Below are 14,136 nucleotides of genomic sequence, written 5' to 3'. Positions count from 1 at the left end.
GTCAAGGCAGTCGCAGCCCGCCGCTGGCCTTGTGCAGCGCGCGCAGGTGTTCGCCGAGCTGCACCAGGTTGGCTTCGCTGGCCTCCAGTTCGGCCAGGCGCGTCGGCTCCAGCAGGTTGCGCACTTCCTGGTCGAGGTCGTCGCTGAGCTGGCGCAGTTGCTGCTGGCGGCTGCGGCTCTCGGCTTCCAGGCGCTGCCATTCGGCGCGCTGCGGCAGGCCGTAACCGCCCTCGAGCAGCTCCGCCGGGCGGCTGAGGAAACCACTGTTGGCAAGAATCTGTTCCAGCGCCCCGCCGGCCTTGTCCAGGCCCGGATCCTGGGCCGCGCGGCCGCTGAGGTAGCGGCGCTTGAGTTCGTCCTGGGCCAGCAGCAATTGCCGGCGTAGCGCCGCCTGCTCGAGCAGCAGCAGCGCGGCGCTGGCGCGCAGGTCGGCCTTGGCGAACCAGGGCCGGCGGGCCTCGGCGCTCTGCGCCAGCCAGTCTTCGACGTTGTCCTGGGCGATCGGCAGGCGCTGCTGCAGCACCGCGAACATGGCCTGGTAGCGCTCGCGGAAGGAGTCGAAGCGATAGCCCAGGCGCAGGGCCTCGCGCGGGTCGTCGAGCACGCTGCGGTCGGCCAGGCCGCGCGCCACCAGGCTGTCGAGCAGGCCGTTGGGCAGGATGCTGTCGAGCGCCTGCAGGCGAGGGTGCTGGCTGCCGCTGCGGAGCAACTTGAGCGTCTCCACCGCGCAGTTGTTGGAGATGAAGTAGTAGTCGCCGTCATAACTCCAGTGCTGCTCGGCGGCACGGGTGACCAGGCGCTCCAGTTGGGCGCGCTCGAGCCGCAGCGGCACCGAGGCCAGGCTGCGCAGCTCGACCTTGGTGTATTCCTCGATCACCTGTTCCAGCGGCAGGACGAACAGCCGCGACGGGTAGGCGCCGGTCAGGCCGTCCCAGCTGGACAGTTGCAGATCGCCGACGAAGGCGCGGTAGGACAGCACCAGGTGCTGGTCCAGATCCAGCCGACAATCCGGCCCGCGCGGTCGGCCGGGGGCGCAGATCACCAGGCGCAGCATGCTGTGGCCCCAGCGGCTGGCCCATTGCTGGTTGGCCTCGGCGAGCAGGTAGTCGATCTGGTAGACCCGTGCGGGGTCGAGTGTGCCCAGCGGCTGGCGGGCGAAATCGCGGCCGGCGTTGAGGTAGGCGTAACCGTCGGCGCAGGGCTGCTGGCGGGCCGCTGTCCAGCCGCCGAAATGCGCGCGCAGGTGACGCGCCAGCGAGGGCCGGCGACAGGCGTAGCCGGGGTCGAGGAGAAAGTACTCCATGTTCACCGCGACGAACTCGCGCGGGTTGCTCAGCTCGTAGGCATCCGGGCTGCGCGCCACCTGGCCGTTGGCCTGCTCGCGTGCGCCGCGCGTGCCGACCCGTTGTGGCCAGCCGGCCAGGTCGAGCAGGAGCGGGTCGTCGCTGAGGGTGAAGCGCCTCGCGGTTTGACCACGGCAAGCGTCGGACAAACCCACCGCGCCGAGGCTGGCCAGGCGCTGCCGGCAGCGCTGCAGCAGGCGCTGCTGCTCCTGTGGCCAGAGCTGCGCGCGGTCGTAGAGATGAGTCAGCTCGTGCAGCACGGTGGCCAGCAGCTCACGGCGCACGTTACCGTGCGGACGCCGGGTCGGCGTGGTGGCGGCGCTGCCATCGCTGAGGGACGGCAGCAGCTGGCTGTTCAGTTCGATGCCGCTGAAGCGTCCGGCGCGACCGTAGACCTCGTTCGGCATGGGTCGCCAACGCACCTTGACGCGCCGGTCCAGGCGCTGCTTGAAAGCGGGAGGAAGGACGCTGAGTGCTTCGGCCAGGAGAGCCTGGCTGGCCTGCCGTTCGCTGCGGCTGAGCGCAGCGCCATCCAGCGCCAGCTGCAACTCGGCATAGCTGCAGCTACTGGTCAGCAGGGCAAGTGCCAGCAGCCAGGCGCGGGTCAGGGTCACCTGGCGAGAATGGCTTCGGCCAGTACCTGATCGGAGACGTGCTGTGCTTGCGGCACGCGGCTGCGAATGGTGCCGAGCGCGGCTTCCAGCTGTGCGCCACGGATCGCGCCCTGGCTGGCGACGAAACTGGCGGCATCGTCACGCGCGGCGAGGACGATTTTCGAGTCGCGGATCGAGGTGGTGGTGTCCGAGGTGAAATCGAAGGTGCGATCCAGCGCGCGAACGATGATGTTGCTGGTGGCGACCAGGGTTTGCGCCTGGACACCACCCGTGAACAGCGCAATCAGCGCAACAGCGGCGAGCAACGGACGATGCATGAGCAGTCTCCAAAAAGCGAGCGATGGCGATTTGACGGCGAGAACCCGTATCGGTTCCAGCAGGCAACACACGAGGCTTCCGGCCGAACGGGTCGGGCCGGCAAGGCTAACGGAATGTCCCGCCGGGAACCAGAGCCAGCGGCTGGGCATGCCCTGGCTGTGGTTACAGGCTGAGGATGGCCTGTGCCAGTTGCAGATCGTCGGCGACCAGGTTCGGCGCCTGCTGGCGGATGTGCAGCAGGGCGGCTTCCAGCCGCACGCCACGGATGTGGCCTTGGCTGGCGACGAAGCTGGCGGCATCGTCACGGGCAGCGAGCACTACCTTGTCATCGCCCAGCGACGAGGTGACGTCGGAGGTGGCATCCGAGGTGGCGCCTATGGCGCCGACCACGGCGTCAGTGGTGACTACGAAGCTGGTGGCCGAGGCAGTGGTGGCAAGAGCCAGCAGGGCGGCAAAGCCGAATAGACGTACAGAGTTCATCCTGGTAACTCCCGAGTAATCATTGGTAGCACGCCAAACAGCATGCCTGTCGGAAGTAATCCTAGCTCAGCCGCAACCCGGCGCACAGCCTGGCCTATTGCCAGAACGGCTTGGCCAGCTCCGCCTCGCGCTCGCTCGGGCTGATGCCGGCGTCGGCGAGCAGGCGCTTGTCCAGCAAGGCCAACTGGCGGCGTGTGCGGGCGTTGAGTAGCCAGTGCTTGAAGGTGGCGCGCAGGCGGGTGAGCCAGGTGACGGATGGCTGGCTGAATGCAGGGGTGATGTTGCTGAGGATGCGCTCCATGGCAATGGTCCTTCCCGCGCTGGGCGGGTGTGGATATATGAGCGTCCATGGTCGCGTGGCATCGGTGTTGCCGACAGTCACAGTGGGGTTTGATTGTATTGGTTCAGTTTTGGTTTTTTAAAAACTGTTCCACTTGCGCTCGCTACCATCTGTTCTGCCCGCCCTGCTGCGTCGCCCCATAATGACAAAACCCGCCAACGCTGGGCGTGGGCGGGTTTGTCGGAGTGAGTGCAGCGGCTTGCGCCGCCGGGCTCAGCGCCAGAACGGCTTGCTCAGCTCGGCGTGGCGCTGGGCCTCGCTGATGCCGGCATCGGCCAGCAGGCGGGCATCCAGGCGCGCCAGTTGGCGGCGGCTGACGATGCGGCGCTGCCAGGTGAGCAGGGCGGCAACCATGCGCAGCGGCAGACCGCTGGTAGCGCTGGAGGAGTGGGTTTGAAAAAGCAGGTCGGAACTGAGTGTACGTCCCATGGTGTCATCCTTCCGCTTGTGGCGGGTCTAGAGAGTGTTTTGCCTGGTGCCTATGTTCCGCTTCTGGCAACCGGTGCAATAGTCACAGCTGGATTAAATTGTTGAGCTATTAGATAGTGTGCTTAGTAACTGTTTTGCTGTTTTATACGGAAACTGTATGGGTTATAAGTGAATTGCCGTGTTGTAGTGCGTAATACGGACTTTTATCTTGTTATTGAATAGAAATGCAGTGGTTATCTATAGGTACAGTTTCAGATTGATTGGCAGGGGTCGCTGATCTGTAGTTCAGCTTTTTATCCAAACCTGCTGCGGGGCGAGACCGATCTGCATCGGTGACGAGGCCCTGCAGAGAAGTCGCAAGGCGAAAGGGCGGGTTCCTGCGCGCAGAAAAAAACCCGGCACGCAGTGGCCGGGTTTGCTCATGCGCTGCAGCGGTCAGTCGACGGCCTTGACCATGTCCTCGATGACCTTCTTGGCGTCGCCGAAGACCATCATGGTCTTGTCCAGGTAGAACAGTTCGTTGTCCAGGCCGGCGTAGCCGCTGGCCATCGAGCGCTTGTTGACGATCACGGTCTTGGCCTTGTAGGCCTCGAGGATCGGCATGCCGGCGATCGGCGACTTCGGATCGTTCTTCGCCGCCGGGTTGACCACGTCGTTGGCGCCCAGCACCAGGACCACGTCGGCCTGGCCGAACTCGGAGTTGATGTCCTCCATCTCGAACACCATGTCGTAGGGCACCTCGGCCTCGGCCAGCAGCACGTTCATGTGCCCGGGCATGCGCCCGGCCACCGGGTGGATGCCGAATTTCACGGTGACGCCACGGTGGGTCAGCTTCTCGGTCAGCTCCATCAGCGCGTGCTGGGCGCGGGCCACGGCCAGGCCGTAGCCGGGCACGATGATCACGCTGTCGGCGTTGCTCAGGAGGAAGGCGGCGTCGTCGCTCGAGCCGGATTTGACCGGGCGCGCCTCCTGGCTGCCGGCGGCCGGGCCGGCATCCGTGGCGCCGCCGAAGCCGCCGAGGATGACGTTGAAGAACGAGCGGTTCATCGCCTTGCACATGATGTAGGAGAGGATCGCGCCGCTCGAGCCAACCAGGGAGCCGGCGATGATCAGCATCGAGTTGTTCAGCGAGAAGCCGATCCCGGCGGCCGCCCAGCCCGAGTAGCTGTTGAGCATCGACACCACCACCGGCATGTCGGCGCCGCCGATCGGAATGATGATCAGCACGCCGATGACGAAGGCCAGGGCCACCAGCAGGGCGAAGGCGCCGAGGTTGCCGGTGAAGGTGTAGACCAGGCCGAGGCCGAGAATCGCCAGGCCGACCGCCAGGTTGACCTTGTGCTGGCCGTTGAACTGTACCGGTGCGCTCTTGAACAGGCGGAACTGGTACTTGCCCGAGAGTTTGCCGAAGGCGATCACCGAACCGGAGAAGGTGATGGCACCGATGGCGGCGCCGAGGAACAGCTCCAGACGATTACCGGCCGGGATCGCATCGCCCAGGCTGGCGACTATGCCCAGCGACTGCGGCTCGACCACCGCGGCGATGGCGATGAATACCGCCGCCAGGCCGATCATGCTGTGCATGAAGGCGACCAGTTCGGGCATCTTGGTCATTTCCACGCGCTTGGCCATCAGGGTGCCGGCCGAGCCGCCGGCCAGCAGGGCGACTATGACGAAGCCCAGACCCTGGGTGGCGCCGCCCTCCGTACTGACTTGCGCGCCGAGCTTGTACACCAGGGCGACGGTGGTGACGATGGCCAGGCCCATGCCGAGCATACCGAACAGGTTGCCGCGCCGCGATGTGGTCGGGTGCGACAGGCCCTTGAGGGCCTGGATAAAGCACACCGAGGCGACCAGGTAGAGAACGGTGATCAGGTTCATGCTCATGGTCATCAGTGCTTCTCCGCCAGCGCGCCGGTGGCTACTGCCGTCTTGGGCGCTTTTTTCTTGAACATTTCCAGCATGCGCCGGGTCACCAGGAAGCCGCCGAACACGTTGACCGCGGCCAGGGCCACGGCCAGGGTGCCCATGGTCTTGCCCAGTGGGGTCACGGTCAGGGCGGCGGCGAGCATGGCGCCGACGATGACGATCGCCGAGATCGCGTTGGTCACCGACATCAGCGGGGTGTGCAGGGCCGGGGTGACGTTCCAGACCACGTGATAGCCGATGTAGATGGCCAGCACGAAGATGATCAGGTTGTAGATACCGTCGGAAATCATATCCATGGTTGTTTTCCCCTTAGCCGTTGGTTCGTACGACTTGGCCGTCGCGGCACATCAGGCACGCTTTGACGATGTCGTCTTCGAGGTTGAGGTGGAACTGGCCGTCCTTGTCGATGACCAGCTTGAGAAAGTCCAGCAGGTTGCGCGCGTACAGCGCCGAGGCGTCGGCGGGGACCAGGGCCGCCAGGTTGCTGTGGCCGACAATGGTCACGCCGTTGTTGCTGACGATTACCTGCTCGGCCACTGTCAGCGGGCAGTTGCCGCCTTGCGCCGCGGCCAGGTCGATGACCACCGAACCCGGTTTCATCTCGGCCACGGTGCTCTCATGCAGCAGGGTCGGTGCCTTGCGCCCGGGGATCAGCGCGGTGGTGATGACGATGTCGGCCTGCTTGGCGCGCTCGTGCACCGCCTTGGCCTGGCGCGCCATCCACGAGGCCGGCATCGGCCGCGCGTAGCCGCCGACCCCTTCGGCGCATTCGCGCTCCTCGTCGGTCTCGCAGGGCACGTCGACGAACTTGGCGCCGAGCGACTCGATCTGCTCCTTGACCGCCGGGCGCACGTCCGAGGCTTCGATCACCGCACCCAGGCGCCGGGCCGTGGCGATGGCCTGCAGGCCGGCGACGCCGGCGCCGAGGATCAGCACGCGGGCGGCCTTCACCGTACCGGCGGCGGTCATCAGCATCGGCATGAAGCGCGGATAATGGTGGGCGGCCAGCAGCACGGCCTTGTAGCCGGCGATGTTGGCCTGCGAGCTGAGCACGTCGAGGCTCTGCGCGCGCGAGGTGCGCGGCGCGGCTTCGAGGGCGAAGGCGGTGATGCCGCGGGCATTGATCCGCGCGATGGTCTCGTTGCTGAACGGGTTGAGCATGCCGACCAGCACCGCGCCGGTCTGCATCTGGGCCAGTTCGGCGTCGCTCGGGGCCAGCACTTTCAGCACCAGATCGGCACCGAAGGCGGCGGCAGCGCTACCGATGGCCGCACCTACGGCTTCATAGGCACTGTCGGGAATGCTGGCGCTGACGCCGGCTCCGCTCTGCACCGTGACCTGGTGGCCTTGGCCGACCAGTTTCTTGATGGTTTCGGGCGTGGCGGCTACCCGCGTTTCGCCGGCATGGGTTTCGAGAGGAACACCGATGTGCACGTCAAATCTCCTGCGTGATCTTTATCTTTTTAATGAACCGGCGCACTGCGGATGGTGCGTCGGCGAAGGGAGGATCAGCACAAATCACCCTAGCAGAAGCTATGTTGCGGGCGGGGCGGCATTTTGCAGGCGCAGCATAAGTCCTTCAAGGCGTTAGGGAGTAAAACCTTGCGACAACTACAAGTCACTCAGCGACTTATCGGCCATTCTCTTCGGCAAAGGCTTGCTGCGCCTGGCCGCCAGGGCAGGTGGCGGCTATTTCTCGCGTCGCCGGCATGGGCATCATGAATGGCCGCCCATCAAATGGCTGTCGCATGGGCAAATAAACCGTGCAGCCTAAGCGTTCAGGGCGGTGCACCTGCTTTTTTGTGCAATAAATTGGACGCCTGCGCTCGGCACCGAGCGTCAGGTTGTAGTTGCGGACATTGTTGACTACGGGGTCAGTTTGGCTTGAGCTGGCCATGCTGAAAGGGGGCTGCCGCCGCCAGCAGGAATACCCGACAGGGCGCCCGGCGGGCTGCAGCCGGAGCAGTTGCTTCGCTTGCTGTCGTTTATTCCAGGCCGCTTTCCCGGGAATAGTCCCGCGCTTGCCGAACCAGCCAGTCGCGAAAGCTTTGCAGCGCCGCAGATTCCACCTTGCGCTCGGGAATCATCAGGTAATAGGCCTTGTCGCTGTTGCAGGCATGTTCCAGTGCCAGCACCAGACGGCCCTCGGCCAGTTCCCGTTGAATCAGGAAGGGCGGAATCAGGGCCACGCCCATCTCGTGCATGGCCGCCTGGGCGAGCATGGAGAACAGTTCGTAGCGTGGCCCGCTCATGTCCCGGGGCACATTCAACCCCAGCGAGGCGAACCACTGGCGCCAGGCGTAGGGCCGGGTGGTTTGCTGCAGCAGCGGCAGACCGGCGATCCCTTCGGCGCTCAGGGCGCTTTGCCCGTCGAGCAGCGTCGGGCTGCACACCGGCATGGGGTTTTCGCGCATCAGTCGGTGCGAGGCCGTACCGGACCAGTCGGCGTCGCCGAAGTACACCGCGGCATCGAACTGGGTATCGGCGAACAGGAACGGGCGGGTACGGTTGGTCAGGTTGACCGTGACCTGCGGGTGCAGGCGCTGGAAATCCTTCAGGCGCGGCAGCAGCCACTGGGTGCCGAAGGTCGGCACCACCGCCAGCTCGATGCTCATGGCGCCTTGCTGGCCCATCACCGCCAGGGTGTCGCGTTCCACCGCGTCGAGTTGCGCGGCGACCCGTCGGGCGTAGGACAGGCCGGCCTCGGTCAGTTGGACTCCGCGCCGCGAGCGGCGAAACAGTTCGACGTTGAGAAACTCCTCCAGCCCGGCGATCTGCCGGCAGATGGCGCTCTGGGTCAGGGCCAGTTCCTCGGCCGCGCGGGTGAAGCTCTGGTGGCGGGCCGCCGACTCGAAGGCGATCAGGGCCGTGGTGCTGGGGATTTTACGGCGCATCTGTGCGGCACTCTCACTATTTTCTGGATTAAATGCCGTTCAAAGCTAACTCGGAGTGCGTAAAGAGCACAACAGCATGCAAAATCCTCGTTTGCCCCGCGGGCCGATGCGGCCTAGGATCAATCCCATGCACCCCGTGGGCGCGGCCAGTGGCCGCGACGCTACTCCCCCGTCCCAACTCGAGGTTTTCACGATGGCCAAGGCAAGCTTCAACTGGATCGACCCGCTGCTGCTCGATCAGCAACTGACTGAAGAAGAGCGCATGGTGCGCGACAGCGCCCAGCAGTTCGCCGCCGATAAGCTCAAGCCGCGCGTGCAGCTGGCCTTCCGCAACGAGCAGACCGACCCGGCGATCTTCCGCGAGATGGGCGACACCGGCCTGCTCGGCGCGACCATCCCCGAGGCCTACGGCGGCAGCGGCCTGAACTACGTGTGCTACGGCCTGATCGCCCGCGAAGTGGAGCGTATCGATTCCGGCTACCGCTCGATGATGAGCGTGCAGTCGTCCCTGGTAATGGTGCCGATTAACGAGTTCGGCAACGAGGCGACCAAGCAGAAATACCTGCCGAAACTGGCCAGCGGCGAATACATCGGCTGCTTCGGCCTGACCGAGCCGGACCATGGCTCCGACCCGGGCTCGATGATCACCCGGGCGAAGAAGGTCGACGGTGGCTACCGCCTGAGCGGTGCCAAGATGTGGATCACCAACAGCCCGATCGCCGATGTCTTCGTGGTCTGGGCCAAAGATGACGCCGGCGAGATCCGCGGCTTCGTCCTGGAAAAAGGCTGGCAGGGCCTGAGCGCCCCGGCGATCCACGGCAAGGTTGGCCTGCGCGCCTCGATCACCGGCGAAATCGTCATGGACAACGTGTTCTGCCCGGAAGAAAACGCCTTCCCCGATGTGCGTGGACTGAAAGGGCCGTTCACCTGCCTCAACTCCGCCCGTTACGGCATCAGCTGGGGTGCGCTGGGCGCCGCCGAAGACTGCTGGCACACCGCGCGTCAGTACTGCCTGGATCGCAAGCAGTTCGGCCGCCCACTGGCCGCCAACCAGCTGATCCAGAAGAAGCTGGCCGACATGCAGACCGAGATCACCCTGGCCCTGCAAGGCTGTCTGCGTCTGGGCCGGATGAAGGACGAAGGCAGCGCCGCGGTGGAAATCACCTCGATCATGAAGCGCAACAGCTGCGGCAAGTCCCTGGACATCGCCCGCCTGGCCCGCGACATGCTCGGCGGCAACGGCATCAGCGACGAGTTCGGCGTGGCCCGGCATCTGGTCAACCTGGAAGTGGTGAATACCTATGAAGGCACCCACGACGTCCATGCGCTGATCCTCGGTCGCGCGCAGACCGGGATTCAGGCGTTTTTCTAAAGCCAGGGTGTGCGGGGCCGCCCAGGCTCTGCGCACCATGCTTTGCTGGCGGTGCGCAGAGCCCCCCATCAGATTGCCCGAAGGGTTACGTCGCCTTGCGGCGAACCCATCCACGTCCTGTTTGCTGTCGGTGCGCACGGCGCACCCTACGGAGTTCCCATGCCCGGTGCCCTGTCGCATATCCGTGTACTCGACCTCTCCCGCGTACTCGCCGGGCCCTGGGCCGGGCAGATTCTCGCCGACCTCGGCGCCGAGGTGATCAAGATCGAGCGCCCCGGGGTCGGCGACGACACCCGCCACTGGGGCCCGCCGTTCCTCAAGGATGCCCAGGGCGAGAACACCAGCGAGGCCGCCTATTATCTGTCGGCCAATCGCAACAAGCAGTCGCTCACCGTGGATTTCACCCAGGCCGAGGGCCAGCGCCTGGTGCGCGAGATGGTGGCCAAGGCCGACATCCTGATCGAGAACTTCAAGGTCGGCGGCCTGGCCGCCTATGGCCTCGATTACGCCACGCTGAAGGCGCTCAACCCGAAACTGATCTACTGCTCGATCACCGGCTTCGGCCAGGACGGCCCCTACGCCAAGCGCGCCGGTTACGACTTCATGATCCAGGGCCTGGGCGGCCTGATGAGCTTGACCGGGCGCGCCGACGACGAAGCGGGCGCCGGGCCGGTCAAGGTCGGTGTGGCCCTGACCGATATCCTCACCGGCCTGTACTCGAGCGCGGCGATTCTGGCCGCCCTGGCCAGCCGCGACCAGACCGGCCAAGGCCAGCACATCGACATGGCCCTGCTCGACGTGCAGGTCGCCTGCCTGGCCAACCAGGCGATGAACTACCTGACCACCGGCGTGGCGCCGCGCCGGCTGGGCAATGCCCACCCGAACATCGTGCCCTACCAGGACTTTCCCACCGCCGACGGCGACATCATCCTCACGGTCGGCAACGATGGGCAGTTCCGCAAATTTTGCGAGGTCGCCGGCCTTCCGGCTTTGGCCGTCGACCCGCGTTTTTCCACCAATCAGGCGCGCGTCGCCCATCGCGCCGAACTGATCCCGCTGCTCCGCCAGGCCACCGTATTCAAGACCACCGCCGAGTGGCTGGCGGCCCTGGAACAGGCCGGGGTGCCCTGCGGGCCGATCAACGACCTGCAGCAGGTGTTCGCCGACCCGCAGGTCCAGGCCCGCGGCCTGCGTGTCGAACTGCCGCATCCGCTGGCCGGCAGCGTGCCGCAGGTGGCCAGCCCGATTCGCCTGTCGGCGACCCCGGTGCAATACCGCAACGCCCCGCCGCTGCTCGGCGAACACACCGAGCAGGTGTTGCAGCAATGGCTGGGCTTGAGCCTGGAGCAGATAGCCGAACTGCGGCGGGCCGGGGTGCTGTAGGGTGCGCTTTGCGCACCAGGCGTTAGGCGAAACACATGTGCCGCACCCAGGCCGGTGACAGCGGATCTGTAGAGCTACTCAGGCCTCCAGCGAGCTGGCCGGGCCGAAGAACTCGTAGTGGCTCTGCTGCTCCGGCACCCCGAGTTCGCGCAGGTGCTGCTTCACCTGGGCCATGAACGGCTTGGGGCCGAGGAAGTAGGCGTCCAGGTCGCGTTCGGCCGGCAGCCACTCGGCCAGTTGCGCGCGGCTCAGAAAACCCTCGGCATCGGCCTGGTCTTGGTCGCGCGGCTCGCTGTAACAGACGTAATGCCGGACCTGCGGGTGCGCCTCGCTCTGCGCCTCGACCCAGTCGCGGAAGGCATGCACCCCGGCATGCCGGGCGCAATGGATGAAGTGGATCGGCCGGCCGTGATCGCGCGCGGCCTCGAGCATGCTCAGCGCCGGGGTGATGCCGACGCCGGCGCTGATCAGCACCAGCGGCTTGCTCGACTCGCGCAGGACGAAATCGCCGGCCGGCGGGAACAGTTCCAGGCGGTCGCCGACCTGCACCCGGTCGTGCAGGTGGTTGGACGCCTTGCCGCCGGGCTCGCGCTTGACGCTGATGCGGTATTCGCGACCATTGCCGCGGGCCGACAGCGAGTAGTTGCGCCGCACTTCCTCGCCCTCCAGTTGCAGGCGCAGGCCGATGTACTGGCCCGGCCGGAAGTCGAGCAGCGCACCGCCGTCTGCCGGCACCAGGTGCAGGGAGACGATCTCCTCGCTTTCGACGATCTTTTGCGCCACCCGGAAGTCGCGGGCGCCGCGCCAGCCGCCGCTGGCTGCGGCATTGGCGGCATAGGCGCTCTCTTCGGCGTCGATCAGGATCTGCGCCAGCTGGCCATAGGCGGCGCCCCAGGCGTCGATCACCGCGTCGGTGGCGATCTCTGCGCCGAGCACCTCGCGAATCGCCCGCAACAGGCAACTGCCGACGATCGGGTAATGTTCGGGCAGGATCTGCAACGACACATGCTTGCTGACGATCTGCCCGACCAGCGGGCCGAGCGCCTCCAGGCGGTCGATATGGCGGGCGTACATCAGCACGCCGTTGGCCAGTGCGCGTTGCTGGTCGCCGCTGGCCTGGTGCGCCTGGTTGAACAGCGGGCGTACCTGCGGGTATTCGCCGAGCATCAGCTGGTAGAAGTGCCGGGTCAGGGCTTCGCCGCCGGTTTCCAGCAGCGGCACTGTGGCCTTGATCAGGGTGCGTTGTTGGGCAGTGAGCATTGAGTGGTTCCTGGGTGGGCTGTGCAGCCTGAGGCATGCGGGCGATTATCGAGAAGCGTTCGGCCGGCGCACTCAGACGTGCTAAGTTCATGGCGCCTGGGTTGTTACACAATTCGTGCCACTTATATAGACCAATAATTTCAATGACTTGCATGCTTTGCTGTCTTTATGACCGCTGGCAGAGACGGGTCTGAATGACGCTGAGTAGTCTTTATGACAGCAAACCCACTGCTGACGGCCTTGATCCCGCTGGTTGCCGACCTGTCCCGCGAGCTGTCCGAGGTCGAGCGTTATCGGCGGCTGTTGCTGGCCCTGCGCGAGCTGTTGCCGTGCGATGCGGTGGCCTTGCTCAGGCTCGAGGGCGAGGTGCTGGTGCCGCTGGCGGTCGACGGCCTGAGCGCCGACACCCTCGGCCGGCGTTTCAAGCTCGCCGAGCATCCACGCCTGCAGGCCCTGCTGGCGCAGCGCGGGCCGACCCGCTTCGCCAGCGACTGCGGCCTGCCGGACCCCTACGACGGTCTGGTCGAAGGTCATTGCGGTCATCTCGAGGTGCATGACTGCATGGGCTGTCCGCTGTACCTGCAGGACCAGTTGTGGGGCCTGTTGACCCTCGACTCGCTGGCCCCGGCCCGCTTCGGTCGCGTCGACCTGGAAACCCTGGACGCGTTCGCCAGCCTGGCCGCCGCCACCGTGATGGCCAATGAGCGCATCGCCCAGTTGCTGCGTCGGGTCGAGGACGAGCATCGGCTGGCCGAGGTCTACAAGCAGGCTGCCGACCAGCATCGGCCGCGCGAGCTGATCGGCCAGAGCCCGCAGCACAAACGCCTGCAGGAGGAAATCGCGCTGGTCGGCGACAGCGAGCTGACGGTGTTGATCAGCGGCGAAACCGGGGTCGGCAAGGAGCTGGTGGCCGAGGCCATCCATGCCGCATCGGCGCGGGCCAGGCGCCCGTTGATCAGCCTCAACTGCGCGGCGTTGCCCGAGACCCTGGTCGAGAGCGAGTTGTTCGGCCATGTGCGGGGCGCCTTCTCCGGCGCGGTCAACGAGCGCAGCGGCAAGTTCGAGCTGGCCGACGGCGGCACCCTGTTTCTCGACGAGGTCGGCGAGCTGCCGGTGGTGGTGCAGGCCAAGTTGCTGCGGGTGCTGCAGAGCGGGCAGTTGCAGCGGGTCGGCTCGGACCGCGAGCACCGGGTCAATGTGCGGGTGCTGGCGGCGAGCAACCGCGACCTCGCCGACGAAGTGCGCGCCGGGCGCTTTCGCGCCGACCTCTACCACCGCCTGAGCGTGTACCCGCTGAAAGTCCCGGCGTTGCGTGAGCGCGGCCGCGACGTCCTGCTGCTGGCCGGTTACTTCCTCGAGGAGAATCGCGCGCGCCTGGGGCTGCGTAGCCTGCGCCTGACCGGCGATGCGCAGAAGGCCCTGCTGGCCCACGACTGGCCGGGCAACGTGCGCGAACTCGAGCACCTGATCGGCCGCGCCGCGCTCAAGGCCTTGTCGGCCTGCACCGAGCGGCCGCGCATCCTCAGCATCGACAGCCAGGCACTGGACCTGCCCCAGCGCGACGGCGCTGTCGAGTCGCCGCCGCTGGCGCTACCCGCAGCCGCAGCCGCCGGCGGCGTGCCGCTGCGCGAGGCCGTGGATGCCTATCAGAAGCAGCTGATCGACGCCGCCCTGCAGCGTCACCAGTACAAATGGGCCGACACCGCCCGCGAGCTGGGGGTCGATCGCGCCAACCTGATACGTCTGGCCAGACGTCTGGGCTTGAAGTCGTAGC

Annotated in this window: 13 protein-coding genes; 3 read left to right on the top strand and 10 right to left on the bottom strand. The window is 66.1% G+C overall.

Features of this window, described 5'->3' with window-relative positions:
* Window position 1 precedes the first annotated feature (1 nt).
* The 9 genes from BM315_RS10860 to BM315_RS10820 all read right to left on the bottom strand — a co-directional run bounded on the left by BM315_RS10860 (window position 2) and on the right by BM315_RS10820 (window position 8,347).
* The gene (locus tag BM315_RS10860) at window positions 2-1,957 is read right to left on the bottom strand and encodes a DUF7844 domain-containing protein (RefSeq protein WP_090500762.1); all 1,956 of its coding nucleotides are present in this window, start codon (window positions 1,955-1,957) and stop codon (window positions 2-4) included.
* Window positions 1,954-2,274, bottom strand: coding sequence for a DUF2388 domain-containing protein (locus BM315_RS10855; protein WP_090500760.1), 321 nt, complete (start codon window positions 2,272-2,274; stop codon window positions 1,954-1,956). The genes BM315_RS10860 and BM315_RS10855 overlap by 4 nt, the downstream gene beginning before the upstream one ends.
* A gap of 163 nt (window positions 2,275-2,437) precedes the next feature.
* Window positions 2,438-2,755, bottom strand: a complete 318-nt coding sequence (locus BM315_RS10850; RefSeq protein ID WP_090500758.1) for a DUF2388 domain-containing protein — start codon at window positions 2,753-2,755, stop codon at window positions 2,438-2,440.
* Between the two features lie 94 nt (window positions 2,756-2,849).
* Complete coding sequence (locus BM315_RS10845; RefSeq protein WP_090500757.1) at window positions 2,850-3,056, bottom strand: DUF1127 domain-containing protein; 207 nt, start codon at window positions 3,054-3,056, stop codon at window positions 2,850-2,852.
* Between the two features lie 252 nt (window positions 3,057-3,308).
* Window positions 3,309-3,524, bottom strand: a complete 216-nt coding sequence (locus BM315_RS10840; protein WP_090500756.1) for a DUF1127 domain-containing protein — start codon at window positions 3,522-3,524, stop codon at window positions 3,309-3,311.
* A gap of 435 nt (window positions 3,525-3,959) precedes the next feature.
* Window positions 3,960-5,411, bottom strand: coding sequence for an NAD(P)(+) transhydrogenase (Re/Si-specific) subunit beta (locus BM315_RS10835; RefSeq protein WP_090500968.1), 1,452 nt, complete (start codon window positions 5,409-5,411; stop codon window positions 3,960-3,962).
* Between the two features lie 5 nt (window positions 5,412-5,416).
* The gene (locus tag BM315_RS10830; protein WP_090500754.1) at window positions 5,417-5,749 is read right to left on the bottom strand and encodes an NAD(P) transhydrogenase subunit alpha part 2; all 333 of its coding nucleotides are present in this window, start codon (window positions 5,747-5,749) and stop codon (window positions 5,417-5,419) included.
* A 13-nt stretch (window positions 5,750-5,762) separates the two neighbouring features.
* A complete protein-coding gene (locus BM315_RS10825) occupies window positions 5,763-6,887 on the bottom strand; it encodes a Re/Si-specific NAD(P)(+) transhydrogenase subunit alpha (RefSeq protein ID WP_090500752.1) in 1,125 nt (374 codons plus the stop codon).
* A gap of 551 nt (window positions 6,888-7,438) precedes the next feature.
* The gene (locus BM315_RS10820) at window positions 7,439-8,347 is read right to left on the bottom strand and encodes a LysR family transcriptional regulator (protein ID WP_090500751.1); all 909 of its coding nucleotides are present in this window, start codon (window positions 8,345-8,347) and stop codon (window positions 7,439-7,441) included.
* A 193-nt stretch (window positions 8,348-8,540) separates the two neighbouring features.
* Here BM315_RS10820 and BM315_RS10815 point away from each other — a divergent pair, with 193 nt between their 5' ends.
* Window positions 8,541-9,719: an acyl-CoA dehydrogenase gene (locus tag BM315_RS10815; RefSeq protein WP_090500749.1), complete on the top strand. Its 1,179-nt coding sequence runs from the start codon at window positions 8,541-8,543 to the stop codon at window positions 9,717-9,719.
* A gap of 159 nt (window positions 9,720-9,878) precedes the next feature.
* A complete protein-coding gene (locus tag BM315_RS10810; RefSeq protein ID WP_090500747.1) occupies window positions 9,879-11,102 on the top strand; it encodes a CaiB/BaiF CoA transferase family protein in 1,224 nt (407 codons plus the stop codon).
* Between the two features lie 78 nt (window positions 11,103-11,180).
* Here BM315_RS10810 and hmpA read toward each other — a convergent pair whose 3' ends face one another.
* Window positions 11,181-12,362 carry an NO-inducible flavohemoprotein gene (hmpA, locus tag BM315_RS10805; protein ID WP_090500745.1) on the bottom strand — a complete coding sequence of 394 codons (1,182 nt, stop codon included), beginning with the start codon at window positions 12,360-12,362 and terminating at the stop codon, window positions 11,181-11,183.
* A gap of 213 nt (window positions 12,363-12,575) precedes the next feature.
* Between hmpA and norR the strand changes: the two genes are divergently transcribed.
* The gene (norR, locus tag BM315_RS10800) at window positions 12,576-14,135 is read left to right on the top strand and encodes a nitric oxide reductase transcriptional regulator NorR (protein WP_090500743.1); all 1,560 of its coding nucleotides are present in this window, start codon (window positions 12,576-12,578) and stop codon (window positions 14,133-14,135) included.
* Window position 14,136: the final 1 nt, after the last annotated feature.

The organism is Pseudomonas borbori (genome assembly GCF_900115555.1).
Classification (GTDB): domain Bacteria; phylum Pseudomonadota; class Gammaproteobacteria; order Pseudomonadales; family Pseudomonadaceae; genus Aquipseudomonas; species Aquipseudomonas borbori.
This window is presented reverse-complemented; position numbering and strand designations above follow the sequence as displayed.

What these genes read in the sequence shown, in the direction of transcription:
- norR (WP_090500743.1), top strand. Translation starts at nt 12,576, where the DNA reads ATGACAGCAAACCCACTGCTGACGGCCTTGATCCCGCTGGTTGCCGAC.
- BM315_RS10810 (WP_090500747.1), top strand. Translation starts at nt 9,879, where the DNA reads ATGCCCGGTGCCCTGTCGCATATCCGTGTACTCGACCTCTCCCGCGTA.
- BM315_RS10845 (WP_090500757.1), bottom strand. Translation starts at nt 3,056, where the DNA reads ATGGAGCGCATCCTCAGCAACATCACCCCTGCATTCAGCCAGCCATCC.
- BM315_RS10850 (WP_090500758.1), bottom strand. Translation starts at nt 2,755, where the DNA reads ATGAACTCTGTACGTCTATTCGGCTTTGCCGCCCTGCTGGCTCTTGCC.
- BM315_RS10815 (WP_090500749.1), top strand. Translation starts at nt 8,541, where the DNA reads ATGGCCAAGGCAAGCTTCAACTGGATCGACCCGCTGCTGCTCGATCAG.
- BM315_RS10835 (WP_090500968.1), bottom strand. Translation starts at nt 5,411, where the DNA reads ATGAGCATGAACCTGATCACCGTTCTCTACCTGGTCGCCTCGGTGTGC.
- hmpA (WP_090500745.1), bottom strand. Translation starts at nt 12,362, where the DNA reads ATGCTCACTGCCCAACAACGCACCCTGATCAAGGCCACAGTGCCGCTG.
- BM315_RS10830 (WP_090500754.1), bottom strand. Translation starts at nt 5,749, where the DNA reads ATGGATATGATTTCCGACGGTATCTACAACCTGATCATCTTCGTGCTG.
- BM315_RS10820 (WP_090500751.1), bottom strand. Translation starts at nt 8,347, where the DNA reads ATGCGCCGTAAAATCCCCAGCACCACGGCCCTGATCGCCTTCGAGTCG.
- BM315_RS10855 (WP_090500760.1), bottom strand. Translation starts at nt 2,274, where the DNA reads ATGCATCGTCCGTTGCTCGCCGCTGTTGCGCTGATTGCGCTGTTCACG.
- BM315_RS10840 (WP_090500756.1), bottom strand. Translation starts at nt 3,524, where the DNA reads ATGGGACGTACACTCAGTTCCGACCTGCTTTTTCAAACCCACTCCTCC.